Below are 26,203 nucleotides of genomic sequence, written 5' to 3'. Positions count from 1 at the left end.
GGAAAAGCCGGGAAGTATAGCGGGGCGTGGTGCCGAGGGCGAGCGGGGGAGGTCGGGCGGAGATCTAAATGTAGGAGCTGCCGAAGGCTGCGATCTTTTGATCTTGTTTTTTTTGAAAGCAAAGTCAAAAGATCGCAGCCTTCGGTAGCTCCTACACCAGCGGCTTATTCGTACTGGCTGAGCAGCCGCTCCATCCGCGCATCCAGGCGACGTTTGATTTCGGTTTCGATGTGCGGGGCGAAGTCGTCGATCACGTCTTGCATGATCAATTGCGCGGCGGCGCGCAGTTCGCTGTCCAGGTGCAGCAAGGCGTCCGGGCCTTTATCGACCGGTGCGGCAGCCGGGGCAGCCGGCGGCGCTGGTGGCGGCTCGACGGCCGCCGGCTGATTGCCGACGGAATCGAACAGCATCGGAATCTGTTCCTGTTCGCCGTCATCGACCGTATCGGTCAAGAGCGGCGGTTGCAGGTTGTCATCGCCGAGCAACTGGCGGATCGATTCAAGATCGTCCAGCAGATGTGCGGACTTCTGTTGCGGTTTCGGAGTGTCCATTGGAGTGCTCAGAGTCGCTGTAAACGGTGGTCTTGCAGAGAATAGCCCTGTTCGCGGTAGAAACGGAAACTCTCCCGCGCCGCTGCGCGGATGGCTGGATCTTCCACCACCACTTCCGCCACGCGGGCGAATTTGCTGGCGAAGGCCGGGACTTTCAGGTCGAGATTGACCAGCAGATCGTGATGCTCACCGCAGTCGTCTCCAAGTCCCAGCACGATCAAACCGTCCGGTTCGCTGTCGGCCGGGCCGTGGGGCACGAAGCTTTCACCCTTGAATGCCCACAGACGCGCATCGAGATCGTCGCGCTGGGCCGCATCGCTGCAATGCAGGTAGATGCGGTGGCCCATGCGCCAGGCTTTCTCGGTGAGCTTGCAGGCGAAATCCAGGCGCGCTGAAGGATCGGCGCTGGGCAGGATATAGAAGTCGACTTTGGTCATTGCGGTTCCAGAGCGGCAAGCGGCGTCACCCGAGAGTGACGCCACCTTTCAGCGGTTTCAGGCCTTGGCGCGATCCAGCAGGTACTGGGTCAGCAGTGGAACCGGACGGCCGGTGGCGCCTTTGTCCTTGCCGCCGCTGGTCCATGCCGTGCCGGCGATGTCCAGGTGCGCCCAGTTGAGGTTCTTGGTGAAGCGCGACAGGAAGCAGGCGGCAGTGATGGTGCCGGCCTTCGGCCCGCCAATGTTGGCGATGTCGGCGAACGGGCTGTCCAGCTGCTCTTGATACTCGTCAAACAGCGGCAGTTGCCAGGCGCGGTCGTCGGCAGCCTTGCCGGCGCTGAGCAGTTGGTCGATCAGTTCGTCGTTGTTGCCCAGCAGGCCGGACGTGTGTGCGCCCAGGGCCACCACGCAAGCACCGGTCAGGGTGGCGATGTCGATCACCGCTTGTGGCTTGAAGCGCTCGGCGTAGGTCAGCGCATCGCACAGCACCAGACGGCCTTCGGCGTCGGTGTTGAGGATTTCCACGGTCTGGCCGCTCATGGTGGTGACGATGTCGCCCGGACGGGTCGCATTGCCGCTCGGCATGTTTTCGGCGCAGGCGAGGATGCACACCAGATTGATCGGCAGTTTCAGCTCAAGCACGGCGCGCAATGTGCCGAACACGGAGGCAGCGCCGCCCATGTCGTACTTCATCTCGTCCATGCCGGCGCCCGGCTTCAGGCTTATGCCGCCAGTGTCGAAGGTGATGCCCTTGCCGACCAGCGCGTATGGCTTCTCGGATTTCTTGCTGCCGTTGTATTGCATGACGATCAGGCGCGGCGGCTGGGCGCTGCCCTGGCCCACGGCGTAGAACGAGCCCATGCCGAGGGATTTGATCTTCTTCTCGTCGAGTACTTCGACTTTCAGATCCTTGAACTCTTTGCCCAGGTTCTTCGCCTGTTCGCCCATGAAGGTCGGGTGGCAGATGTTCGGTGGCAGGTTGCCAAGGTCGCGGGTGAAGGCCATGCCGTTGGCGATGGCGGTGGCGTGGTTCACGGCGCGCTGCACTTCGGCTTGCGCAGCCTTGATGGTCAGCAGGGTGATTTTCTTCAGGGCGCGCGGTTCGGCTTTCTGGCTCTTGAACTGGTCGAAGGTGTAGCCGCCGTCGACCAGGGTTTCTGCCAGCAGGCGAGTCTTGCCGTAGCTGTCGCGACCTTTGACGATGACTTCATCCAGCGCCAGCACGGCGTCACCGCCGCCCAGGCCTTTGAGGGTGTTGAGGATGCCGGCAACGATTTTGCGGAACGGACGGTCGCCCAGTTCTTCGTCCTTGCCCACGCCGACCAGCAACACGCGCTCGGCTTTCAGGTTCGGCAGGCTGTGCAGCAGCAGGCTCTGACCGACCTTGCCGGCCAGGTCGCCACGCTTGAGCACGGCGCTGATCGCGCCACCGCTCGACTCGTCGACCAGTCTGGCGGCGACACCGAGTTTGCGGCCTTCGCCGACGGCAACCACCAGGGTGGCGGTTTTCAACGTTTCTGGGCTAACGCTTTTTACAACCAGTTCCATGTCCGGATCCCTGAATGAATGGTCAACACGCAGGCGTTCGACGTTGTCCGCAGTCGCCTGCTTATAGATAGAAGAGGCGCAGGCCAAAGCCTGCGACAAGGGCCGCAGTTTGAACCTCGCTCCCCGCGCCTGACAACCCTCAGCAAAGGATTACAGCGATGGATGAGTGTGCGCAGTGACAGGCGCACCCAATCACAGGATAATGCCGCATCTTTTTTCGACCGCTCTGCATGGCGGGCCGGTCGATGTGTTTGCTTGTTTGGCCGCCTTAGCCTGACAACCCTGGAGTGTCTGGTTTGATCGTCTTCCGTTATCTGTCCCGCGAAGTCCTGTTGACCCTCAGCGCCGTAAGTGCCGTGCTGCTGGTCATCATCATGAGCGGTCGCTTCATCAAATACCTGGCGCAGGCTGCGGCCGGTCAGCTCGATCCGGGCTCGCTGTTCCTGATCATGGGCTTTCGTCTGCCGGGCTTCCTGCAACTGATTCTGCCGCTGGGCCTGTTCCTCGGGATCCTGCTGGCCTACGGTCGCCTGTACCTCGAAAGCGAAATGACCGTGCTCTCGGCCACCGGCATGAGCCAGCAAAAGCTGTTTCGCATGACCCTGTTTCCGGCAACGCTGGTGGCACTGGTGGTGGCGTGGCTGAGCCTCGGCCTGGCTCCGCAGGGCGCCAACCAGTTTCAGTTGCTGCTGAACAAGCAGGACGCGCTGACCGAGTTCGATACCCTCGAGCCGGGCCGCTTCCAGGCCCTGCGTGACGGTACTCGGGTGACCTACACCGAAACCCTGAGCGACGATCGCGTCAATCTCGGCAGCGTGTTCATCTCGCAGAAGAACCTCGGCGCCGATAAAAAGGACCGCGGGATTTCCGTGCTGGTGGCCGAGTCGGGCCGTCAGGAAATCCGCCCCGATGGCAATCGCTACCTGATCCTCGATAACGGTTACCGCTATGACGGCAGCCCGGGGCAGGCCGATTACCGCGCCATTCATTACGAAACCTACGGCGTGCTGCTGCCCAAGCCGGACGTAAGCGAAGAAGTCACCGACCGTGACGCGATGCCGACCTCGTCCCTGTGGGGCAGCGACGACATTCGTTCGAAAACCGAACTGCAATGGCGTATGTCGCTGCCGTTGCTGGTGTTCATCGTGACCCTGATGGCGGTGCCGCTGTCGCGGGTGAATCCGCGCCAAGGGCGTTTTCTCAAGCTGCTGCCGGCGATTCTTCTTTATATGGCTTACCTGACCATCCTGATTGCCGCTCGCGGCGCCCTTGAAAAAGGCAAGATCCCGCCGGCCCTCGGCCTGTGGTGGGTGCACGCGATCTTCCTGGTGATCGGCCTCGGCCTGCTGTATTGGGAGCCGCTGCGCCTGAAACTGGCCAGCCGTCGCAGCGCCGCGCTGGAGGTGGCCCGTGGTTAAACTCGACCGCTACATCGGCAGCAGCGTATTCATGGCGATCATTGCCGTGCTGGCGATCATCCTCGGCCTGGCGACGCTGTTTGCCTTCATCGATGAAATGGGCGACGTCAGCGACACCTACACCCTGGTCGACGTGCTCGGTTTTGTATTGCTGACCGCACCGCGCCGGTTGTATGAAATGTTGCCGATGGCCGCATTGATCGGCTGCCTGATCGGTCTCGGCAGTCTGGCCAGCAGCAGTGAGCTGACGGTCATGCGCGCTGCTGGCGTGTCGATCGGCCGTATCGTCTGGGCTGTGATGAAGCCGATGCTGGTGCTGATGCTCGCCGGCGTGCTGATTGGCGAATACGTCGCCCCGGCCACCGAAAGCATGGCCCAGGCCAATCGCTCGCTGGCCCAGGGCAGCGGCGATGCGCAAAGCGCCAAGCACGGTATGTGGCACCGTCAGGGTGAAGAATTTATCCACATCAACGCGGTTCAGCCGAACGGTCTGTTGTACGGCGTGACGCGCTATCACTTCGACAAGGAGCGCCATCTGCTCAGCTCCAGCTTCGCCAAAAAGGCTGAGTTTGACGGCACCAAGTGGCAGCTCACCGACGTTGCCACCACGCTGTTCCACGAGCGCAGCACTGAGGTCGTCAATGCCCCGAGCGAGGAGTGGGACGTGGCGTTGAGCCCGCAGCTGCTCAGCACCGTGGTCATGGCGCCGGAATCGCTGTCGATCAGCGGTCTGTGGGGCTACATCCACTATCTGGCCGAGCAGGGCCTGAGCAATGGCCGTTACTGGCTGGCATTTTGGGTCAAGGTGTTGCAGCCGCTGGTGACTGCCGCGCTGGTGCTGATGGCGATCTCGTTCATCTTCGGTCCACTGCGTTCGGTGACCCTCGGTCAGCGTGTTTTCACCGGCGTGCTGGTGGGCTTCACCTTCCGCATCGTCCAGGATCTGTTGGGGCCATCGAGTCTGGTGTTCGGTTTCTCGCCGTTGTTTGCGGTGTTGGTGCCGGCCGGCGTGTGTGCGCTGGCAGGTGTCTGGCTGCTCAGGCGAGCGGGCTGATGAACAAGCTTTCATTCAGCGCTTGAACCCTGAAAACGCCTCGGTCGCCAGACCGGGGCGTTTTTGCATGCGATCCGGGTGACAGGCGAACGTGACGCTTGCGCCGTGTATCAGGTACAATTCCCGGCTATTTTTCGGCGGGCCAAGCCTGCAGCCTTTTTGAGTGTTGATCCGTGAGTGATTTGAGTCATATCCGCAATTTCTCCATCATCGCCCACATTGACCATGGCAAGTCGACGCTGGCTGACCGTTTCATCCAGATGTGCGGCGGCCTGGCCGAGCGTGAAATGGAAGCCCAGGTACTGGATTCCATGGATCTTGAGCGTGAACGCGGGATCACCATCAAGGCCCATAGCGTCACCCTCTATTACAAAGCCAAAGACGGCATCACCTACCAGCTGAACTTCATTGACACCCCGGGCCACGTCGACTTCACCTACGAAGTCAGCCGTTCCCTGGCCGCGTGCGAAGGTGCCTTGCTGGTGGTCGATGCGGGGCAGGGCGTAGAAGCCCAGTCCGTGGCCAACTGCTACACCGCCATCGAGCAGGGCCTGGAGGTCATGCCGGTACTGAACAAGATCGACCTGCCACAGGCCGAGCCGGATCGCGTCAAGGACGAGATCGAGAAGATCATCGGCATCGACGCAACCGACGCCGTTACTTGCAGCGCCAAGACCGGCCTGGGTGTCGACGAAGTGCTCGAGCGTCTGGTGCACACCATTCCTGCGCCGACCGGCAACATCGAAGATCCGCTGCAAGCGTTGATCATCGACTCCTGGTTCGACAACTACCTGGGCGTTGTTTCCCTGGTACGCGTGCGCCACGGCCGTGTGAAGAAGGGCGACAAGATTCTGGTCAAGTCCACCGGCAAGGTGCACCTGGTCGACAGCGTCGGCGTGTTCAACCCGAAACACACCGCCACCGTTGATCTGAAGGCCGGCGAAGTGGGCTTCATCATCGCCAGCATCAAGGACATTCACGGTGCACCGGTCGGTGACACCCTGACCCTGAGCTCCACCCCTGATGTGCCGGTGCTGCCGGGCTTCAAACGCATTCAGCCACAGGTTTACGCCGGTCTGTTCCCGGTCAGTTCCGACGACTTCGAGGATTTCCGCGAAGCGCTGCAGAAGCTGACCCTGAACGACTCGTCGCTGCAGTACACCCCGGAAAGCTCCGACGCCCTGGGCTTCGGCTTCCGTTGCGGCTTCCTCGGCATGCTGCACATGGAGATCATTCAGGAGCGCCTCGAGCGCGAATACGACCTGGACCTGATCACCACCGCGCCGACAGTAATTTTCGAACTGGTGTTGAAAACCGGTGAAACGATTTACGTCGACAACCCGTCGAAGCTTCCGGATGTGTCGGCGATCGAGGACATGCGCGAGCCAATCGTGCGCGCCAATATCCTCGTGCCGCAGGAACATTTGGGCAACGTCATCACCCTGTGCATCGAGAAACGCGGCGTTCAGGTCGACATGCTGTTCCTCGGCAATCAGGTGCAAGTCACCTACGACCTGCCGATGAACGAAGTGGTCCTGGACTTCTTCGACCGTCTCAAATCCACCAGCCGCGGCTATGCTTCGCTGGACTACCATTTCGATCGTTACCAATCGGCTAATCTGGTGAAACTGGACGTGCTGATCAACGGCGACAAGGTCGATGCCCTGGCATTGATCGTGCACCGTGACAATTCGCACTTCAAAGGTCGCCAGTTGACCGAGAAGATGAAAGAACTGATTCCTCGTCAGATGTTCGACGTGGCGATCCAGGCCGCCATCGGTGGTCAGATCGTGGCCCGGACAACCGTCAAGGCGCTCAGAAAGAACGTATTGGCCAAATGCTACGGCGGTGACGTCAGTCGTAAGAAGAAGCTGCTCGAGAAGCAGAAGGCCGGTAAGAAACGCATGAAACAGGTGGGCAACGTGGAAATTCCACAGGAAGCCTTCCTCGCCGTGCTCAGGTTGGAATAATCAGGTCCTATGTCGCTAAATTTCCCGCTGTTGCTGGTCATCGCCGTGTTCGTCTGCGGCCTGTTGGCGTTGATTGATCTGCTGTTCCTGGCACCGCGTCGGCGGGCTGCCATTGCCTCTTATCAAGGCAGTGTCAGCCAACCCGAGCCTGTGGTGGTCGAGAAGCTGAACAAAGAGCCGCTGCTGGTTGAATACGGCAAGTCGTTCTTTCCGGTGCTGTTCATCGTGCTGGTGCTGCGTTCGTTCCTGGTGGAGCCGTTCCAGATTCCGTCCGGCTCGATGAAACCGACCCTGGATGTCGGCGACTTCATTCTGGTGAACAAGTTTTCCTACGGCATCCGTCTGCCGGTGATCGACAAGAAGATCATCGAAGTCGGTGACCCGCAGCGCGGCGATGTGATGGTGTTCCGCTACCCGAGCGACCCGAACGTCAACTACATCAAGCGTGTGGTGGGCCTGCCGGGTGACACTGTGCGTTACACCGCCGACAAGCGTCTGTTCGTCAACGGTGAGTCGATCGCCGAGAAGATGGCCGGCGCCGAAGCAGGTTCGCTGGGCAGTGCGGAGCTCTATCAGGAAAAACTCGGCGCAGCCGAGCACCTGATCCGCAAGGAAATGAGCCGTTACCGCGCCACTCCGGATCGTTCGTGGACGGTGCCTGCCGGGCACTACTTCATGATGGGCGACAACCGCGACAATTCGAACGACAGCCGCTACTGGGATGATCCGAACATTCCCAAGGATCTGCTGGGCATGGTTCCCGACAAGAATATTGTCGGCAAGGCCTTCGCGGTCTGGATGAGCTGGCCAGAGCCGAAACTCAGCCACCTGCCGAATTTCTCGCGGGTCGGCCTGATCAAGTAATCAAACACGGCGCTGTTGACCACAGCGCCGAATGCATTTCTGGAGCCGGCACAATCGGCTTCGCAATCGCCAGGATCTATTTTTTGAACACAGCGTTAATTGTCCCAGGCCTGCGCCGTACCCCGGCGATGGCAGTGGAAACCAGCCACGAACTCAGCGTGGGTAAACCGTGAGCGTTTCTCTAAGCCGTCTCGAGCGCCAGCTCGGCTACACCTTCAAGGACCAGGAGCTGATGCTGCTGGCCCTCACGCACCGCAGTTTTGCCGGGCGCAACAACGAGCGTCTGGAATTCCTCGGTGATGCCATCCTCAACTTCGTCGCTGGCGAGGCGCTGTTCGATCGCTTCCCGCTGGCCCGCGAAGGCCAGTTGTCGCGTTTGCGCGCACGGCTGGTAAAAGGTGAAACGCTGGCCGTACTGGCTCGCGGTTTCGACCTCGGCGATTATCTGCGCCTGGGTTCGGGGGAACTGAAGAGCGGTGGTTTCCGCCGTGAATCGATTCTCGCCGATGCCCTCGAAGCTCTGATCGGTGCGATCTACCTCGATGCCGGCATGGACGTCGCCCGCGAGCGCGTACTGGCGTGGCTGGCCGGCGAATTCGAAGGCCTGACGCTGGTCGACACCAACAAGGATCCGAAAACCCGCTTGCAGGAACACTTGCAATCGCGCGGTTGCGAACTGCCACGCTACGAAGTGGTGGATATTCAGGGCGAACCGCACTGCCGTACCTTCTTCGTCGAATGCGAAGTGGTCTTACTGAATGAAAAAAGCCGAGGTCAGGGTGTGAGCCGTCGTATTGCCGAACAGGTAGCGGCCGCCGCAGCACTGATTGCCCTGGGCGTGGAGAATGGCAATGACTGATACAAACGCAACTCGCTGTGGCTACGTTGCCATCGTCGGCCGTCCCAACGTCGGCAAGTCGACGCTGCTCAACCACATCCTCGGGCAGAAGCTCGCGATCACCTCGCGCAAGCCGCAGACTACCCGCCACAACATGCTCGGGATCAAGACCGAGGGCGACGTCCAGGCGATCTACGTCGACACTCCGGGCATGCACAAGGGTGGCGAAAAGGCCCTGAACCGTTACATGAACAAAACCGCTTCGGCGGCGTTGAAAGACGTCGACGTGGTGATCTTCGTCGTCGACCGCACCAAGTGGACCGACGAAGACCAGATGGTGCTCGAGCGTGTGCAATACGTGACCGGCCCGCTGATCGTCGCGCTGAACAAGACCGATCGCATCGAAGACAAAGCCGAGCTGATGCCGCACCTGAGCTGGTTGCAGGAACAGCTGCCAAATGCGCAGATCATTCCGATTTCCGCGCAGCACGGGCACAACCTCGAAGCGCTGGAAAAGGTCATCGCCGATCACCTGCCGGAGAATGATCACTTCTTCCCGGAAGACCAGATCACCGACCGCAGCAGCCGTTTCCTTGCCGCCGAACTGGTGCGCGAGAAAATCATGCGCCAGATGGGTGCCGAGCTGCCGTACCAGATCACCGTCGAAATCGAAGAATTCAAGCAGCAGGGCAAGACCCTGCACATCCACGCGCTGATTCTCGTCGAGCGTGACGGCCAGAAGAAAATCATCATTGGCGACAAGGGCGAGCGCATCAAGCGCATCGGCACCGAAGCGCGCAAGGACATGGAGCTGCTGTTCGACTCCAAGATCATGCTCAACCTGTGGGTCAAGGTGAAGGGCGGCTGGTCCGATGACGAGCGCGCGCTGCGTTCGCTGGGTTATGGCGATCTGTAAGTAGCGATCTCGAAAACACCGCTACTCACTGTGGGAGCGAGCCTGCTCGCGAAGAGGATGTAACATTCAGCATTGATGTTGACTGTCACTCCGCTTTCGCGAGCAGGCTCGCTCCCACAGTGGTTTTGGGTTGTATGTAAAACCGCGTTTCTTCATCGAGAACTCAATGTCGCAAAACCCGCCTCCCGCCCAACCCGCCTATGTCCTGCATTCGCGCGCCTATCGCGAAACCAGCGCATTGGTCGATTTCCTCACGCCGCAAGGTCGGCTGCGGGCGGTGTTGCGCAGTGCGCGGGGCAAGGCCGGGACGCTGGCGCGGCCGTTCGTGGCGCTGGAGGTCGAGTTCCGTGGCAAGGGCGAGCTGAAGAATGTCGGTCGCATGGAGAGCTCCGGCACCTCGGCGTGGCTCAATGGCGAGGCGCTGTTCAGCGGCCTCTATCTCAACGAGCTGTTGATTCGGCTGTTGCCTGCCGAAGATCCGCATCCTGCAGTATTTGATCATTACGCCGCGACCTTGCTGGCGCTGGCCGAAGGTCGACCGCTGGAGCCATTGTTGCGCTCCTTTGAATGGCGTCTGCTGGATGATCTCGGCTACGGCTTCTCCATGAACACCGATATGCACGGCGAGCCTGTCGCGCCTGACGGTCTCTATCGCCTGCAAGTCGATGCCGGTCTCGAAAGGGTGTATCTGCTGCAACCCGGCCTGTTCAACGGTACCGAGCTGCTGGCCATGGCCGAAGCCGACTGGTCGGCGCCCGGTGCGCTGTCGGCGGCCAAGCGTCTGATGCGCCAGGCGCTGGCAGTGCATTTGGGCGGGCGTCCGCTTGTCAGTCGCGAGCTGTTTCGCAAGCCCTGATATGCTGTGCGCCGAATCTCTCAATTCAGGAGCGCATCCGTGACCAGCAGCAATCGCATTCTTCTCGGCGTGAACATCGACCACGTCGCCACCCTGCGGCAGGCCCGTGGCACGCGCTACCCGGATCCGGTCAAAGCGGCGCTGGATGCAGAAGAGGCGGGCGCTGATGGCATCACCGTGCACCTGCGCGAAGATCGTCGGCACATCCAGGAGCGCGACGTGTTGCTGCTCAAGGATGTGCTGCAAACGCGCATGAATTTCGAAATGGGCGTCACCGAAGAAATGATGGCGTTCGCCGAGCGTATTCGCCCGGCGCACATCTGCCTGGTCCCGGAAACCCGTCAGGAACTGACCACCGAGGGTGGCCTGGATGTAGCGGGGCAGGAGGAGCGAATCAGGGCTGCGGTCGAGCGCTTGTCGAAGATCGGCAGCGAAGTGTCGCTGTTCATCGACGCCGACGAGCGCCAGATCGCCGCCTCCAAGCGCATCGGTGCACCGGCCATCGAGCTGCACACCGGGCGTTACGCCGATGCCGAAACCCCGACTGAAGTGGCTGAAGAGCTCAAACGCGTCGCTGATGGCGTGGCGTTTGGACTGGCGCAGGGCCTGATCGTCAATGCCGGGCACGGCCTGCATTACCACAACGTCGAGGCCGTGGCGGCGATCAAAGGCATCAACGAACTGAACATCGGCCACGCGCTGGTGGCGCATGCGTTGTTCGTGGGCTTCAAGTCCGCCGTATCGGAAATGAAAGCGCTGATTCTGGCTGCTGCTCTCAAGGGCTAAGATCAAAAGATTGCAGCCTTCGGCAGCTCCTACAGGTGTACACATAACCCTGTAGGAGCTGCCGAAGGCTGCGATCTTTTGCTTTAAAGAGGGGCGGGCTCTTGCGCCGGTTTCGACTTGTCGATCGCCGGCACATGCAGGTTGCCCTCGGCCACCTGATCGCCCTCAAGCTGCGGCTGGGTCACCCAGGTCAGGATGTCGTAGTAGCGACGGATGTTCGCCACGAAGTGCACCGGCTCGCCACCCCGGGCGTAACCGTAGCGGGTCTTGCTGTACCACTGCTTCTGCGAGAGGCGCGGCAGGATCTTTTTCACGTCCAGCCACTTGTCCGGATTCAAGCCTTCCTTCGCCGCCAGTTTGCGCGCGTCATCCAAGTGGCCGCTGCCGACGTTGTACGCCGCCAGGGCGAACCAGGTGCGATCCGGTTCCTGGATCGAATCGTCGAGCTGATCTTTCATATAAGCCAGGTACTTGGCACCGCCCATAATGCTCTGCTTGGGATCGAGGCGGTTCGACACGCCCATCGCCTGCGCGGTGTTCTGGGTCAGCATCATCAGACCGCGCACGCCGGTTTTCGAGGTCACCGTCGGCTGCCACAGGGATTCCTGATAACCGATGGCGGCCAGCAGGCGCCAGTCGACTTTCTCTTTCTTCGCGTAGTTCTTGAAGTGCTGTTCGTATTTCGGCAGGCGCTGCTGCAAGTGCTGGGCGAAGGTGGTGGCGCCCATGTAGCCAAGCACATCAACGTGGCCGTAGTAGCGGTCCTTCAGGCGTTGCAGGGTGCCGTTCTTCTGCACCTTGTCCAGATAGGCGTTGATTTCATTGAGCAGGCTGTTGTCTTCGCCCGGGCCCACCGCCCAGCTCTGGCTGCGCGCGTCGCCGAGGTCGAAGGCCACGCGGATGTTGGTGAAGTACACCTGATTCATCGCCACTTCGTTGGAGTCGACCAGTGTCAGGTCAATCTGGCCTTCATCGACCATGCGCAGCAGATCGACCACTTCAACGGCGTCGGATTCTTCGTATTCGATGCCGGGATATTTCTGTTTCAGCGCGGCCAGTTGTTCGGCGTGGGTGCTGCCCTTGAGCACGGTGATCTTCTTGCCGACCAGATCCGCCGGATCGGTGGGGCGCGACTGGCCGTTGCGGTAGATGATCTGCGGAGTGACTTCGAGGTAGGAGTGGGAGAACCGCACCTGCTTCTTGCGTTCATCGCTGCTGACCAGACCGGCGGCCGCGAGTACCGGGCCGTTCGGCTTGCCGACCTGGTTGAACAGGTCATCGAGATTGTCGGCCGTCTCGATCTTCAGCTCGACGCCCAAATCGTCGGCGAAGCGCTTCACCAGCTCGTATTCGAAGCCGGTTTCACCGCTGCGATCCTGAAAGTAGGTGGCGGGGCTGTTGCGGGTAACCACGCGCAGCACACCATCCTCCTTTACGCGCTCGAGTGTGTTGGGTTTATCAACACAGCCACCGAGCATCAGGAAGAGTCCGGTTGCGATCAGCCATTTGGCGTATCGCGGACGCAAAGCCGTTGGGAAAAACATCTGCGCAGTATACGCAAACGGCCACGGGCGCCATATCTCGACAGCGTAGGACTAGTCTGCTAGCGATCACAAAATCGAACGAAATCCCTTGAATACGGGCCTTCAGGGCATTTTGTTACAGTAAAAATAAGCCATGCTGAAACGCTCGATTTACCTGACCCCGAAGGCAGAAACACAGATTGCTACCCGAGTGCAACCGTGCGTAGCGTTTCGGGTGATGTTGAGGTCGGTTTAGGCTAGAATGCACGGCCTCAAAGCACACCCCTTCCCGAGGCTGTCCCGAAGATGTTGATCCTGCGCGGCGCTCCTGCCCTTTCTGCCTTTCGCCACAGCAAACTCCTTGAGCAACTGAGCCAGAAGGTTCCAGCTGTCAGTGGCCTGTATGCTGAATTCGCTCACTTCGCCGAAGTCACCGGCGTCCTGACCGGCGACGAACAGCAGGTGCTAGCGCGCCTTCTGAAGTACGGCCCAAGTGTTCCGGTTCAAGAGCCGACCGGTCGTCTGTTTCTGGTGTTGCCGCGTTTCGGCACCATCTCGCCGTGGTCGAGCAAGGCCAGCGACATCGCCCGCAACTGCGGCCTGAGCAAGATCCAGCGCCTGGAACGCGGTATCGCCTTCTATGTTGCAGGGCAGTTCAGCGAAGCCGAAGCCCAGCTGATTTCGGACGCACTGCATGACCGCATGACCCAGATCGTGCTGGCCAACCTCGAGCAGGCCGCCGGACTGTTCAGCCACGCCGAGCCGAAGCCGCTGACCGCCATCGACATCCTCGGTGGCGGCCGCGCCGCGCTGGAAAAGGCCAACACCGAGCTGGGCCTGGCCCTGGCCGAAGACGAGATCGACTATCTGGTCAACGCCTTCAACGGTCTGAAGCGCAACCCGCACGACATCGAACTGATGATGTTCGCCCAGGCCAACTCCGAGCACTGCCGCCACAAGATCTTCAACGCCAGTTGGGACATTGACGGCCAGAGCCAGGAAAAAAGCCTGTTCGGCATGATCAAGAACACCTATCAGATGCACAGCGAAGGCGTGCTGTCCGCTTACAAGGACAACGCTTCGGTGATTGTCGGCAACGTTGCCGGCCGCTTCTTCCCGAACCCTGAAACCCGCCAGTACGGCGCGGTGCAGGAGCCGGTGCACATCCTGATGAAGGTTGAAACCCATAACCACCCGACCGCGATTGCCCCGTTCCCGGGCGCATCCACCGGTTCCGGTGGCGAGATCCGTGACGAAGGTGCAACCGGTCGTGGCGCCAAGCCCAAGGCCGGCCTCACCGGTTTTACCGTCTCCAACCTGCAGATCCCAGGCTTCGAACAGCCGTGGGAAGTGCCGTACGGCAAGCCTGAGCGCATCGTCACCGCGCTGGACATCATGATCGAAGGCCCGCTCGGCGGCGCTGCGTTCAACAACGAATTCGGCCGTCCGGCCCTGACCGGCTACTTCCGTACCTTCGAGCAGTCGATCACCACCCCGCACGGCGACGAAGTGCGCGGTTACCACAAGCCGATCATGCTGGCTGGCGGCATGGGCAACATCCGTGAAGAGCACGTCAAGAAAGGCGAGATCGTGGTCGGCTCCAAGCTGATCGTGCTCGGCGGCCCGGCAATGCTGATCGGCCTGGGCGGCGGCGCGGCTTCCTCCATGGCCACCGGCACCAGCTCGGCAGACCTGGATTTCGCTTCGGTACAGCGTGAAAACCCTGAAATGGAGCGTCGTTGCCAGGAAGTCATCGACCGTTGCTGGCAGTTGGGCGACAAGAACCCGATCAGCTTCATTCACGACGTTGGCGCGGGCGGTCTGTCCAACGCCTTCCCGGAACTGGTCAACGACGGCGATCGCGGTGGCCGTTTCGAACTGCGCAACATTCCAAACGACGAGCCGGGTATGGCCCCGCACGAAATCTGGTCCAACGAATCCCAGGAACGTTACGTGCTGGCAGTCGGCCCGGAAGACTTCGAGCGCTTCCAGGCGATCTGCGAACGCGAGCGTTGCCCGTTTGCCGTGGTCGGGGAAGCCACTGCCGAACCGCAATTGACCGTCACCGACAGCCACTTCGGCAACAACCCGGTGGACATGCCGCTGGAAGTGTTGCTGGGCAAGGCGCCGCGCATGCACCGTTCGGTGGTTCGCGAAGCCGAGCTGGGCGATGACTTCGATCCGTCGAACCTCGACATCAGCGAGTCCATCGAACGCGTTCTGCATCATCCGGCCGTGGCCAGCAAAAGCTTCCTGATCACCATCGGCGACCGCACCATCACCGGTCTCGTCGCCCGTGACCAGATGGTCGGCCCATGGCAAGTGCCGGTGGCCGACGTTGCCGTCACCGCCACCAGTTTCGACGTCTACACCGGTGAAGCCATGGCGATGGGCGAGCGTACTCCGCTGGCTCTGCTGGACGCGCCGGCCTCGGGCCGCATGGCCATCGGCGAAACCATCACCAACATTGCCGCCTCGCGGATCAACAAGCTCTCCGACATCAAACTGTCGGCGAACTGGATGTCGGCGGCCGGTCACCCGGGCGAAGACGCGCGTTTGTACGACACCGTGAAAGCGGTCGGCATGGAGCTGTGCCCTGAGCTGGGCATCACCATTCCGGTGGGCAAGGACTCGATGTCCATGGCCACGCGCTGGAATGACAACGGCGAAGACAAGACCGTCACCTCGCCGATGTCGCTGATCGTGACCGGTTTCGCGCCAGTGGCTGACATCCGTCAGACCCTGACCCCGGAACTGCGCATGGACAAGGGCACCACCGACCTGATCCTGATCGACCTCGGTCGCGGCCAGAACCGCATGGGTGCATCGATCCTCGCGCAGGTCCACGGCAAACTCGGCAAGCATGCGCCGGACGTCGATGACGCTGAAGACCTGAAAGCCTTCTTCGCAGTGATCCAGGGCCTCAATGCCGACGGTCACCTGCTGGCCTACCACGACCGTTCCGACGGTGGTCTGCTGACCTCCGTGGTGGAAATGGCCTTCGCCGGCCACTGCGGTCTGAGCCTGAACCTGGACAGCGTTGCCGAATCCGCTTCGGAAATCGCCGCGATCCTGTTCAACGAAGAGCTCGGCGCAGTGATCCAGGTTCGCCAGGACGCCACCCCGGACATCCTCGCGCAGTTCAGCGCCGCCGGTCTGGGCGACTGCGTGTCGGTGATCGGTCAGCCGATCAACAATGGCCAGATCAACATCACCTTCAACGGTGACACCGTGTTCGAAGGCCAGCGTCGTCTGCTGCAACGTCAGTGGGCCGAAACCAGCTACCAGATCCAGCGTCTGCGCGACAACGCCGACTGCGCCGAGCAGGAATTCGACGCGCTGCTGGAAGAAGACAACCCGGGCCTGAGCGTCAAGCTCAGCTACGACGTCAATCAGGACATCGCCGCGCCTTACATCAAGAAAGGCATCCGCCCACAGGTTGCCGTGCTGCGTGAGCAGGGCGTCAACGGTCAGGTGGAAATGGCTGCCGCGTTCGATCGCGCCGGTTTCAGCGCGATCGACGTGCACATGAGCGATATCCTCGCCGGTCGTGTCGACCTCAACGAGTTCAAAGGCCTGGTGGCCTGCGGCGGTTTCTCCTACGGCGACGTGCTTGGCGCCGGTGAAGGCTGGGCCAAGTCGGCGCTGTTCAACAGCCGCGCCCGCGATGCGTTCCAGGGCTTCTTCGAACGTAACGACAGCTTCACGCTGGGCGTGTGCAACGGTTGCCAGATGATGTCCAACCTGCACGAGCTGATCCCGGGCAGCGAGTTCTGGCCGCACTTCGTGCGCAACCGCTCCGAGCAGTTCGAAGCGCGGGTGGCGATGGTGCAGATCCAGGAATCGAATTCGATCTTCCTGCAGGGCATGGCCGGTTCGCGCATGCCGATCGCCATCGCCCACGGTGAAGGGCATGCCGAGTTCGCCAGCGAAGAAGCACTGCTGGAAGCCGATCTGTCCGGTTGCGTGGCGATGCGTTTTGTCGACAACCACGGCAAGGTCACCGAAGCCTACCCGGCCAACCCGAACGGCTCGCCGCGCGGGATCACCGGTCTGACCAGCCGTGACGGTCGCGTGACGATCATGATGCCGCACCCGGAGCGTGTGTTCCGCGCGGTGCAGAACTCGTGGCGTTCGGAAGACTGGACCGAGGATGCTCCTTGGATGCGCATGTTCCGTAATGCGCGCGTCTGGGTGAACTAAGGCCTGTGTACAAGCTGGCGTTTTTTGTTCCTGACAGTCATGTCGAGGTGGTCAAAGGGGCTGTGTTCGCTGCCGGTGGTGGGCGGATCGGTGACTATGACCACTGTGCGTGGCAGGTGCTTGGCTCTGGTCAGTTTCGACCGTTGGATGGCAGTCAGCCGTTTGTCGGTCAGGCGGGGCAGGTTGAGCGGGTTGAGGAATGGAAGGTTGAGCTTGTTGTCGCGGATGAGTTGATTGTGGCTGTTGTGGCGGCGTTGAAGCTCAGTCATCCGTATGAGACGCCGGCTTATGAGGTGTGGCGGCTGGAGGATTTCTGATCTTCTTTGCTGCTTGAACGGGAAACCCGCAGATGAGGGATTGTCTGCGGGTTTTTTGTTGGCCTTGGTTTTATTTGGATTTGGGTGAATATCCGTTGCTTCGGGTGTGGCGGCTCGCGGTTTCGCCCTTACGGCGAGTCACCTTTTTCAAACGCCAAAAAGGTAACCCAAAAGGCTTGCTCCTGCGTTCGGCCCTCGCAGGCTCGGGTTCCTTCGTTTCGGGACTGATCCGGGCGCAGCGGCTCCGGTTTGCTTCGCTGCACCTCCTTCCGCTGTGTTCGACTTCGTCGAACGGTCGCTACGCTCCCACGCCCGGATCAATCCCTCCACTCAGCCTTCCGACGTCGCCGGTGGATCAAGATCAAGAGCAGGCGAGCTGACACTCGGCCTATTGAGTGGTGAAAAGCGTGTGTGTCCGGCTTTTGATTTGTGTTGTTGCTGCCCCTCACCCCAGCCCTCTCCCGAGGGAGAGGGGGCCGATTTTGTGTGGTTTGCAAATCCTGAGTTCAACTCGGACTTTCACGTCGGCGTACCTCGCCTGAACAACTCGGTCAGTCCCCTCTCCCTCTGGGAGAGGGCTAGGGTGAGGGTGGCGATCTGGAGTGTGTTTAAAGCGGTATCTGAGTTCGCAGAACCTTCCCACAAGGTTTTCAGGTTGTCCGTCGGACGTGCGATCTCTAGTCTTTTCCCGTCGCTGCGAATCAGCGATCGGGAGTGAGATCCCCGGATAGCTTGCAACTGGCGCCAGCACCACGATAATTGGCGCCAGCTCAATCTGCTGCCTGCTTTATGGCGGCTGTGTGCGGGCAGACTTCGGTCTGGCCGGTTGCCTGCTCCGGTGGATCTCACCTCGCACATAGCTGCCACCTATTCGCCGCGTGAGATCCGGCGATCGATGGCTGTCCATCAGCATCAGCAGGAGAAGCATTGTGGATAAAATCGTTCCCGATCCACCATACGAACCCACCCCCCTCGAACAAACCATCCGCGCCGACGACCTCGCGAAAAACCGCGAAGCGATCAAGCGGGCTCTGGATTTTTACCTGTGCCCGCAACCTGACAAGGCGCACCCGCCCAGCACCATGTTCCTCATCCAGCCGGAAATCGATACCGAAACCCTGCTCGCCCATGCCTGTGAATCCCTCGCTTCAGCCAACACCCTGGCCAGTGATTTCGCTGATCAGTTGGGGCGACCGCAGCGCAATACGGCGCTGGCGATTCAGCAGATCATCATGCTCGCTGAGCTGGCGGTGAACCGTGCGCTGGATCGGGTGGATCCTCAGGCATGAAAAAACCACTGGGCCGTCAAGCCCAGTGGCTTTCCACAACGTGCAATCGCCCGGGCGTCACGTCACCTGTGTCAGCTTCACGTCTGTGACGAGCATGTCGATCAACGTGCGCAGGTAGGTGAAGGTCTGATCTTTTTTCTCCCAGCGATCAACGAAGAACAGACCCTTGTCATTGATCTGAATCGGCGTCTCAACGATCTCGCCGGACCTGGATTTATGCACCACGCTGGCGTTGCGGGTGTCTGCATTTTCTATAAGGAAGTTTCCGGGTTCGGTCAGTTTGCTGCGACTGACAGAAGGTGTCGCAGCAGGCTTTTTCGTTCCGGGGACGGCCACCTCCATCACAAAATCGCTGCTCAAAGCCCTGACGTTGGCCTCGTGCTTGCCGCTGACAAATTCCCACGACCCACGGTGAATATTCCGGGCCAGTTCAGGGGCTGTGTCGCGCACGTGCAGGCTGACGGCGGACAGTGTATCGGCCAGACCTGGCACACCGAGGTTGTAATTGGTATGCGCACTGCCGATGAAGGCCACCCATTTATGCGGCCCGTTGGCCAATTGATCAGCCTCGATCACTTGGGTTGCAAAATAGCTGAACATCTCGTTTCGCGAGACGTGTTCGTCATACACGCCCTTGAGGTGATAGGACGCCGTGCAATCTAGGGCTCTGATGCGAATGTTATATTTGGCCGCCGCCTGACAGACCGCCGTGTACGTATCGTTCCCTGTGTAATTCGGCATCTGCCCTTGATCCTGACGATGCAGATAAGCCTTGAGCCTGTCGGGCATGCGCTGGGTACGCAGAAAAGTGTCGAGATCGGCCTGGTGCAGGTCGGTGAGCAGGTGCTCGACGTACAACGTGTCATAACCGGCTTGCTTAAGGGCTTTCATGTGCTTTTTCAGCAGCGCTTTGCTCGCTACATCGACGTGGGCTTCGCCGATCAGCAGATTCAGACGGCCGTCGGTCAATTGCCGTAAAAAAGCTTCGAATGTGCAGTCGGAGGCGAGCACCGGCAGGATCGGCGCATCGGGTGGGACGTAGTCGGTAAAAGCGTCCCTGGCGGTTTTTTCCAGACGTTTGCGTTGGGCAAGGAAAGCCTCGTAGGCCGTTCTTTCACTGGCTACTGTCGGGGTGTAATGGGAATCCATGGAGTAGGGCTTATGCAACATTTCAGCAATATCGTCGCGCAGTGGCGAAGCAATATCGAACTCGCTGAAATGTTCAACGGCGCTAGCTGCGGCGGGCGGCTTGGAGACAGGTAGAGGTGCCTTGTAGGCACTCGGCATCTGTAGGAGGTAATCACCTTGCGCTGTCGCGTCTCCCGCGATGGCACCGGGCGCGTCCCTGCTTATGCGTGCGGGTTGGTACAAGTCGATGTCTTCAATACGCACGGCAACGGCCTCGTGGAGGTCGGCCAGGCCCGGGGTGTTGTCGAACGTGGTCATGCGCGACTGCTCGGTCAGGGCAATCCAGCGCTCTTCGCCGATCTCGGCCATATCGGTGGCAAGCGCCTTGTGCGAATAGAAGTTTCTGATGCGATTGTTTCGCGGGGTCAAAGGCGAGACCTCGGACATCACCATGATCCCTTCGAGTTGATAACTGGTCGAGCCGTCCAGCGCATGGATACTCATGCCTTTTTCCCGCGCCTTGCGCACCAGCGCCAGGTAAGAGAAAGGCGCGTCAGGCTCATGGCCCATGGCTTTATCGAGCGCCTTCAGATGTTTCTTGATGTGGTACCAGGATTCGCCCTTGTTGAACTTTTCCAGTTTGAGATGAAACACGTCTCCCGGCAGGTATTCGAGGAAAAGGTGCTTGTAGCCGTTCTCCAAGAGGACGTCGAGATTTTCGATCAGAGCCTGTTTGCTGGCGAGGGAGCCGGGCTGTGCACCGATGACCAGATTCTTTGCGGCGAATGCATCACTGGCGATCAACTGTGCGAATGAGGTATTGGCGGCAACCGCCGGCACTTCGGCGCGAGCGGGCAGCGGTGCGAGTTGGGCAAAATGGCGCGTGGCGTCCGTGGTGAGTTTTTCCACCTGTTGCAGATAGGCTTGGCGCATGTTGGCCATTTTGTCGACCACGTTGACCAGGATGACCTGTGGTGAGACGCCCATGTAGTGCTCGCCCAGCTGGAGCATTCGTCTTCGCGACTGCGGATCCAGCAATGTTTCGACGCGCTCCCGGTACTTGATCGCCACTCCATAGTCTTTATGCGGGCCGGGTGTCTCGGGCACGGCTTCGTATTTTGGTGCACCGCCGGACAGGCCGCTGCGCACCATCACTCCGTCGGAGTTGCGCACGGTCAGAATGCCGGTCGAAAGCAGTCCGGAGCCATTCGGATCCGGGCGGTAGAGCAAATAACGGCCGAGTGCGTCCGGGGTAGTGCTGGCGTAATACGACTGCCCTCTGAAAACGACGGCATGCATATCGTCCCGGACCGGTTCGGTCGCCATCTGATCGATCAATGGCAGAAGATCCTCTTGCTCGTCGCCAACGGTGGTGACAGCCCGACGCAACGGGCGCCGGACGGGCTTGAGTGAACGCAGCGCCGGACGCAGATCCGTCAGCACCGCGCCAGCACTGTTGAACAGATAACCGAGCAAGTGCCGGAACGCTTCGTTGTTATTTCCCTGACGATAGGCATGCAGGGCGAGCATCGCGTCCTTGAAGGCCAGCAACAGGCCGGTGCTCAGGCTCAACAGCGGGAACGGCGCGGTGGCGATGGCAGCGACCCATTCGACGCTCGTCCAGATCAGGCCGGCGATCATTTCGGTACGACTGGTGGTCGTGGCATGGACGTCGTCGATCCGCCGTTGCAACTTCATGTCGTAGAGCGCGGTACGCAGGTCGCTGACGGCGTCGGCCGGGCGCATCGAGTCATAACGGGCGGGGCTGGGGCTGGTTCTGTTGAGGTCTTTGGGCAGTTTCTTGCGGATGTTTTCCAGGTACGTGCGCACCCGGGTCTGGGCACTGACACCCACCCGCTGGGTCAGGTATTCGATCATGCCGGACTGCAGCAGCAGGTAATTGAACAGGCGCGCTTCGCGAAAACGCACGCCGTCCGGTGCGTCCGGCGTATACAGCAGGACCGGATCGCCGCCATGGCTGAACAACCAGGCATCGATCACCCATTCGCCGTCGATCATCAACCGGTGGATCGGGTATTTCGTCCGGGTCTGCCCCGACGTTTGATCCATGCTGCTGATGCTTTGCTGCAGCCATTGCAGGTCGCTGCTGGCGATATGTCCTTGCAGCTGGCATTCCAGCGCGGCGCTTTGCATCTGGCGCTGAGTGATGGCCAGCGTCGCGTTGCGTCGGAACGCGTAGCCTTCGCTTTTCGAATCCTGCAGCTCGTTTTTGACTTTGTCGGTATAGCGTTTGCCGATCCAGACCCCCGTGACCGAGCGGGCTACGTTCTGCGCGGTCAGGCTACTGATATCGACGCCTGGCGGACCTTTGAAGCGCGCCGAGCGTGAGAATTTCTGGTCGAGAAAACCGACGCCGTCGGCATAGCCGTCGCGATACAGCCGGGTATAGGTCAGCGGTTTCGGCGTCCATGAGGGCACGATCGACTTTGGCGAATAGGCCCAGACGGTGTCCGGATCGACGTCATTGGCAGGGCGTTTGAGCAAGCGGTTCAGGCTGATCTTCGCTTGCGCATGCACGAAATCGTCAAACGCCTGAAAACGTCCGCCCGACAGCGGATGCTGATTGAACGCGCGCAAAGCGCCCTCAGCGTCGTCGCTCAGGGTCGAGAGTTTTCGGCGATTGGCCGCAGTGGTCGAGCGATACCACACCGGGGTGCTGAAATCGTAGTCGTCGATGCGTGTGGCGAGCATGTGTTCAGCCATCGCTTTGAGGCAATCGAGATGGTTGCCCAGGTGGTCGAACGTGACTTTCTGGTGCTCTGCTGCTTCCGGCTTGAGGCTCAGCCCCGACAACACCTTGCGCAGGGTCGAACGAAAGCGCATCGGCGCGCGGCTGATCAGATAGCCGGCCATGCTTTCGGCGGCGTCATTCTGCTTGGCCCAACCCAAGAGATGGGTCTGCAATTGGCGCTCGCTGTCGAACGCCTCGAACTGGCGTTCACGGGGCGCCTGCGGTGTGCAGAGCAGCAGGCGGCGGATCGCACCGGATTCGTCGGTCTGACGCAGCACCCAAAGATCCTGCAGCTGGGCGCCGTGCAAAGACAGGGTGGCGGCGCGCAGCTGTGGATCGCTGCCGTTACGCAGGCGCTGGAGCATTTGCAGATCGCCGTCGAGCAGGTGCCCTTGCAGCGCTGCGGCATGGGCGAGCGCGACGATGCGCTGATCGAGCATCTGCTCGATCGCAGGTTTGATCGCGGATCTCGCCTGCATCTGCGTTTGCAAGCGTGCGAAGTCGACGCGCGGTTCCAGCTCCAGTGCCTGCTTGATCACCCAGGCGGGCGTTACGTCCGCGTACTCGTCGGATAACGGCAGGTCGTTGTAAGTCAGCCGGGTGTGGCTGAGAAACGCCGAGCCTGGTAACTCATCGCCGGTGTGCGGGCCGCGCAAGGTCAGCTCGAGCAAATTGCTCTTGTGCACATAAGCGCCGAATCCGGGGACCTGCCGATCCGTAATGATCTGCAGCTTGTCCGGTTCCAGGTCGTCGATTTGCAGATCATCACTCAGCCGTTCCAGCCATTGGTGGCGGGCCACGGCCATCAGGCTGACCGCCGGACCCATCAGGTCAAGCAGGTTTTGCCGGGCCTGATTGTAGTTGCCCAGGTGCAACGCCAGCTCGGCCCGCTTGGCGGCGTCGGCGCTGCGGTACCAGTCCGGGGCGCTGTTGCGCAAATGCCGCTCGAACAGGGTTTGTGCCTGAAGTGCCAGGCGCGGGGTGAGATCCGGCAGCGCAGCGCCGATGGCGCGCTCCAGCTCGGCGATCAGTACAGCGGCATCCTGCTGCGGATTGGCGGCGAAACTCAATGCATGTTCGATATCCTGGGTGCGCTTTTCGATCAAGGCATCGTAGATGTGTTCGAACAGCGGTTTGCTGTCGATGGGCGCCAGCTGCAATGGCCAGATTCCCGCTGTACCGACATCGTGGTAGCGGCTGGGCAGCAGCTGCATCAATTCGCCACGGCTAATGCTGTGCTGCATGGTCTTGAGCAGATGGGCGTCGAGATCAGCCAGGGAATTGAACAACTCCAGGCCCCTGGCCGGTGTGAACAACACGACGAAGCCAGCGTTCTGGTCGGTCAACAGATCGCTGACTTTCGGGGTGTCTTTTTGCGTCACAACAAAGGCCCCGGCCAGCTCGACAGTGGTTTGCTGATAAGTGAACTGCAACGCATACATGGCCGGACGCAACAGCGGGCCGAGTGCCAGTTTCTGTATCAGCTCGCCGGCCTGTGGGTGCAGCAGGCGATCGGTGACGGCCTGTTGCGCTTCGTACTCAAGCGCAGTGAAGCCGGCGTCGTATTTGAGGAAGGTTTTTGCCGCTTTGCCGTTGATCTCGTCACGCAGATCCATGTTGATCAGTTGCGTGTTGAGGCGCACCTTCAGCGTGGCGATCAGTTGCTTGCCTGCCTCGCTCTGCAGGTCGCTGGTTGCCAGCGCCTGATAGAGCGCGCGGCTGCGTTGCAGATAGCCGTCGCGATAGGTTTTCAGCTGCTCTTCGAGGCGTTTGAGATGAGCCTGCTCGGTACTCGGTTTGTGCTCGGGCAACAGCGGGGTTTCGGTGTTGAAGAGAAGACGACCGATCTGGTTGAGATCGTTTTTGAGCTCATCGGGTGTGGGTGCGTTGGGGGTGCTCATGGGCACGATTTCCATGCTGGGGATGAAGGGCCAGCATGGCGAGCAGGGCGTGGAGGAGGGTGGTATTCATGTATCGTGCGCGTGCCGTATTTTCGGCGCCCGCTCCAGCCCTCCCGCCACCCGCGCAGATCAAACCTGCGCGCGGATCTCCCCGCGACTCAGCAACGCCTCGATCGCGCCACTCAAACTCGCGGCCTTGTCCCCCACCAGCAAATGCCAGACGCCACCGTCCAACCGGCTGACACCCAGGCAGCCGAGCGCTTTGAGCTGCGCCTCGGACGGCGCCTTGGCATCGGCCAGTTGCAGGCGAATACGGGTCATGGCGATGCAATCGAGTTGCAGCACATTGTCGCGACCGCCCAGCGCATTCAGCCATTGCTGCGCCTCGTTGCGGGTAAGCGCGACAGTCGTCGGCTCATCGGCAACTACTACGGTTTCTGCCAAAGTTGTACGGCCCAGGGCAGGCATGGCCAAGCGAATCTCATCGGCAATGCTGTCAGCCAACGGCCCGACCACGACCTGCAAGCTGCCGCCCTTGCCCGGGCGCACCACCGCCATTGCGCCCAGCGCTTTCAGCTCGGCATCCGAGGCCTTGTTGCGGTCGACCATCTCCAGGCGCAGTCGGGTCGTGCACGCGCCGACGGTGAGCAGATTCTCGGCGCCGCCCAAGGCTTTGATATACGCACTGGCGCGTTCGGTTTCCGAGAGCACGGCTTTTTCGGCGCTGGCGACGTCTTCGCGCCCCGGCGTCTTCAGGTTGAAGCGGCGAATACAGAAGTCGAAAACCAGATAATAAATAACCGCGTAAGCCAGCCCGACCGGCACCACCAGCCAGCCATTGGTCGACTTGCCCCAGCCGAGAATCATGTCGATGAAACCACCGGAAAAGGTGAAGCCCAGATGAATGTTCAGGGCGTTGGTGATCGCCATCGACAGCCCGGTCAGCAGCGCGTGCAGAAGGAACAGCAACGGCGCGAGAAACATGAAGGCGAATTCGATCGGCTCGGTCACACCGGTCAGAAACGAGGTCAGCGCCATCGACAGGAAGATCCCGCCCATCACCTTGCGCCGCTCCGGCAACGCGTTGCGATACATCGCCAGGCACGCGGCGGGCAGGCCGAAGATCATCATCGGGAACATGCCGGTCATGAACTGCCCACCCTTCGGATCGCCGGCGAAATAACGCGACAGATCGCCGGTCACCAATGCCCCAGTGGTCGGGTCGGTGAAGTTGCCGAAGACGAACCACGCCATGTTGTTAAGGATGTGGTGCAGGCCAGTGACGATCAGCAGGCGGTTGAACACGCCGAAGACGAAGGCGCCGATGCTGCCGCTTTCCATCATCAGCGCGCCGAACGCGTTGATGCCCTGCTGGATCGGCGGCCAGATATAGCCGAACAGCACGCCCAGCGCCACCGCTGCAAAACCGGTGACAATCGGCACGAAACGCCGGCCACCGAAGAACGCCAGGTACTCCGGCAGCTTGATGTCCTTGAAACGGTTGTACAGCGCACCGGCCATCAGGCCGCTGACGATCCCGGCGAGCATGCCCATGTTGATGCTCGCATCGAGCACCTTGAGCGTGGAGATCATCACCAGATAACCGATCACCCCGGCCAGGCCGGCGGTGCCGTTGTTGTCTTTGGCGAAACCGACGGCGATGCCGATGGCAAAGATCATCGCCAGGTTGGCGAAGATCACTTGCCCGGCATCGTGAATGATCGCGATGTTCAACAGGTCCGTGTCGCCCAGGCGCAGCAGCAGGCCGGCAATCGGCAGGATCGCGATCGGCAGCATCAGCGCGCGGCCCAGGCGTTGCAGGCCTTCGATGAAGAGTTGGTACATGGCGTTT

General features: G+C 60.7%; 17 protein-coding genes. 11 read left to right on the top strand and 6 right to left on the bottom strand.

What is annotated here, in order from left to right:
- Positions 1-164 precede the first annotated feature (164 nt).
- Genes AC0Z5Z_RS09680 through AC0Z5Z_RS09670 form a run of 3 tightly spaced genes read right to left on the bottom strand, consistent with a single transcriptional unit; the run spans position 165 to position 2,536 of the window.
- Entirely contained in the window at positions 165-551 is a 387-nt protein-coding gene (locus AC0Z5Z_RS09680) for a hypothetical protein (protein ID WP_056783087.1), read from the bottom strand.
- 8 nt (positions 552-559) lie between these two features.
- A complete protein-coding gene (locus AC0Z5Z_RS09675; RefSeq protein WP_122707168.1) occupies positions 560-988 on the bottom strand; it encodes a DNA polymerase III subunit chi in 429 nt (142 codons plus the stop codon).
- 57 nt (positions 989-1,045) lie between these two features.
- Positions 1,046-2,536 (bottom strand): leucyl aminopeptidase, encoded by a 1,491-nt coding sequence (locus tag AC0Z5Z_RS09670; protein ID WP_460124266.1) that lies wholly within the window; start codon positions 2,534-2,536, stop codon positions 1,046-1,048.
- A gap of 296 nt (positions 2,537-2,832) precedes the next feature.
- Between AC0Z5Z_RS09670 and lptF the strand changes: the two genes are divergently transcribed.
- The 8 genes from lptF to pdxJ all read left to right on the top strand — a co-directional run bounded on the left by lptF (position 2,833) and on the right by pdxJ (position 11,238).
- Positions 2,833-3,954 (top strand): LPS export ABC transporter permease LptF, encoded by a 1,122-nt coding sequence (gene lptF, locus AC0Z5Z_RS09665; protein WP_016771566.1) that lies wholly within the window; start codon positions 2,833-2,835, stop codon positions 3,952-3,954.
- Positions 3,947-5,008: an LPS export ABC transporter permease LptG gene (gene lptG / locus AC0Z5Z_RS09660; RefSeq protein ID WP_073473630.1), complete on the top strand. Its 1,062-nt coding sequence runs from the start codon at positions 3,947-3,949 to the stop codon at positions 5,006-5,008. The genes lptF and lptG overlap by 8 nt, the downstream gene beginning before the upstream one ends.
- Positions 5,009-5,181: 173 nt before the next feature.
- On the top strand, positions 5,182-6,978 hold the full coding sequence (gene lepA, locus AC0Z5Z_RS09655) for a translation elongation factor 4 (RefSeq protein WP_016771564.1): 1,797 nt from the start codon (positions 5,182-5,184) through the stop codon (positions 6,976-6,978).
- A 9-nt stretch (positions 6,979-6,987) separates the two neighbouring features.
- Positions 6,988-7,842: a signal peptidase I gene (gene lepB / locus AC0Z5Z_RS09650; RefSeq protein ID WP_056783094.1), complete on the top strand. Its 855-nt coding sequence runs from the start codon at positions 6,988-6,990 to the stop codon at positions 7,840-7,842.
- A 169-nt stretch (positions 7,843-8,011) separates the two neighbouring features.
- The gene (gene rnc, locus AC0Z5Z_RS09645; protein ID WP_024011703.1) at positions 8,012-8,701 is read left to right on the top strand and encodes a ribonuclease III; all 690 of its coding nucleotides are present in this window, start codon (positions 8,012-8,014) and stop codon (positions 8,699-8,701) included.
- The gene (gene era / locus AC0Z5Z_RS09640) at positions 8,694-9,596 is read left to right on the top strand and encodes a GTPase Era (RefSeq protein ID WP_016771562.1); all 903 of its coding nucleotides are present in this window, start codon (positions 8,694-8,696) and stop codon (positions 9,594-9,596) included. Before rnc ends, era begins: the two co-directional genes overlap by 8 nt.
- A 166-nt stretch (positions 9,597-9,762) precedes the next feature.
- Entirely contained in the window at positions 9,763-10,452 is a 690-nt protein-coding gene (gene recO / locus AC0Z5Z_RS09635) for a DNA repair protein RecO (RefSeq protein ID WP_016771561.1), read from the top strand.
- 39 nt (positions 10,453-10,491) lie between these two features.
- Positions 10,492-11,238: a pyridoxine 5'-phosphate synthase gene (gene pdxJ / locus AC0Z5Z_RS09630; RefSeq protein ID WP_095180437.1), complete on the top strand. Its 747-nt coding sequence runs from the start codon at positions 10,492-10,494 to the stop codon at positions 11,236-11,238.
- An 83-nt stretch (positions 11,239-11,321) separates the two neighbouring features.
- On the opposite strand, the gene mltF is transcribed toward pdxJ, so the two are convergent.
- A complete protein-coding gene (mltF, locus tag AC0Z5Z_RS09625) occupies positions 11,322-12,782 on the bottom strand; it encodes a membrane-bound lytic murein transglycosylase MltF (protein ID WP_081932530.1) in 1,461 nt (486 codons plus the stop codon).
- Positions 12,783-13,067: 285 nt separating this feature from the next.
- Here mltF and purL point away from each other — a divergent pair, with 285 nt between their 5' ends.
- The 3 genes from purL to AC0Z5Z_RS09610 all read left to right on the top strand — a co-directional run bounded on the left by purL (position 13,068) and on the right by AC0Z5Z_RS09610 (position 18,570).
- A complete protein-coding gene (purL, locus tag AC0Z5Z_RS09620; protein ID WP_095180438.1) occupies positions 13,068-16,964 on the top strand; it encodes a phosphoribosylformylglycinamidine synthase in 3,897 nt (1,298 codons plus the stop codon).
- A gap of 5 nt (positions 16,965-16,969) precedes the next feature.
- On the top strand, positions 16,970-17,281 hold the full coding sequence (locus AC0Z5Z_RS09615) for a YqfO family protein (protein ID WP_041479517.1): 312 nt from the start codon (positions 16,970-16,972) through the stop codon (positions 17,279-17,281).
- Between the two features lie 929 nt (positions 17,282-18,210).
- A complete protein-coding gene (locus AC0Z5Z_RS09610; RefSeq protein WP_256810734.1) occupies positions 18,211-18,570 on the top strand; it encodes a DUF6124 family protein in 360 nt (119 codons plus the stop codon).
- 57 nt (positions 18,571-18,627) lie between these two features.
- Here AC0Z5Z_RS09610 and AC0Z5Z_RS09605 read toward each other — a convergent pair whose 3' ends face one another.
- Positions 18,628-24,351 (bottom strand): membrane-targeted effector domain-containing toxin, encoded by a 5,724-nt coding sequence (locus AC0Z5Z_RS09605; protein ID WP_485610992.1) that lies wholly within the window; start codon positions 24,349-24,351, stop codon positions 18,628-18,630.
- 129 nt (positions 24,352-24,480) lie between these two features.
- A complete protein-coding gene (gene nagE / locus AC0Z5Z_RS09600; RefSeq protein WP_485610991.1) occupies positions 24,481-26,196 on the bottom strand; it encodes an N-acetylglucosamine-specific PTS transporter subunit IIBC in 1,716 nt (571 codons plus the stop codon).
- Between the last annotated feature and the right edge of the window lie 7 nt (positions 26,197-26,203).

The sequence above is a fragment of the Pseudomonas sp. 1L-E-NC-VB-C3 genome, from assembly GCF_057291535.1.
This window is presented reverse-complemented; position numbering and strand designations above follow the sequence as displayed.

Bases quoted from the DNA above. Each gene is read 5' to 3' on its own strand.
- AC0Z5Z_RS09680 (WP_056783087.1), bottom strand. From the start codon at position 551: ATGGACACTCCGAAACCGCAACAGAAGTCCGCACATCTGCTGGACGAT.
- AC0Z5Z_RS09675 (WP_122707168.1), bottom strand. From the start codon at position 988: ATGACCAAAGTCGACTTCTATATCCTGCCCAGCGCCGATCCTTCAGCG.
- AC0Z5Z_RS09670 (WP_460124266.1), bottom strand. From the start codon at position 2,536: ATGGAACTGGTTGTAAAAAGCGTTAGCCCAGAAACGTTGAAAACCGCC.
- lepB (WP_056783094.1), top strand. From the start codon at position 6,988: ATGTCGCTAAATTTCCCGCTGTTGCTGGTCATCGCCGTGTTCGTCTGC.
- era (WP_016771562.1), top strand. From the start codon at position 8,694: ATGACTGATACAAACGCAACTCGCTGTGGCTACGTTGCCATCGTCGGC.
- recO (WP_016771561.1), top strand. From the start codon at position 9,763: ATGTCGCAAAACCCGCCTCCCGCCCAACCCGCCTATGTCCTGCATTCG.
- mltF (WP_081932530.1), bottom strand. From the start codon at position 12,782: ATGTTTTTCCCAACGGCTTTGCGTCCGCGATACGCCAAATGGCTGATC.
- purL (WP_095180438.1), top strand. From the start codon at position 13,068: ATGTTGATCCTGCGCGGCGCTCCTGCCCTTTCTGCCTTTCGCCACAGC.
- AC0Z5Z_RS09605 (WP_485610992.1), bottom strand. From the start codon at position 24,351: ATGAGCACCCCCAACGCACCCACACCCGATGAGCTCAAAAACGATCTC.
- nagE (WP_485610991.1), bottom strand. From the start codon at position 26,196: ATGTACCAACTCTTCATCGAAGGCCTGCAACGCCTGGGCCGCGCGCTG.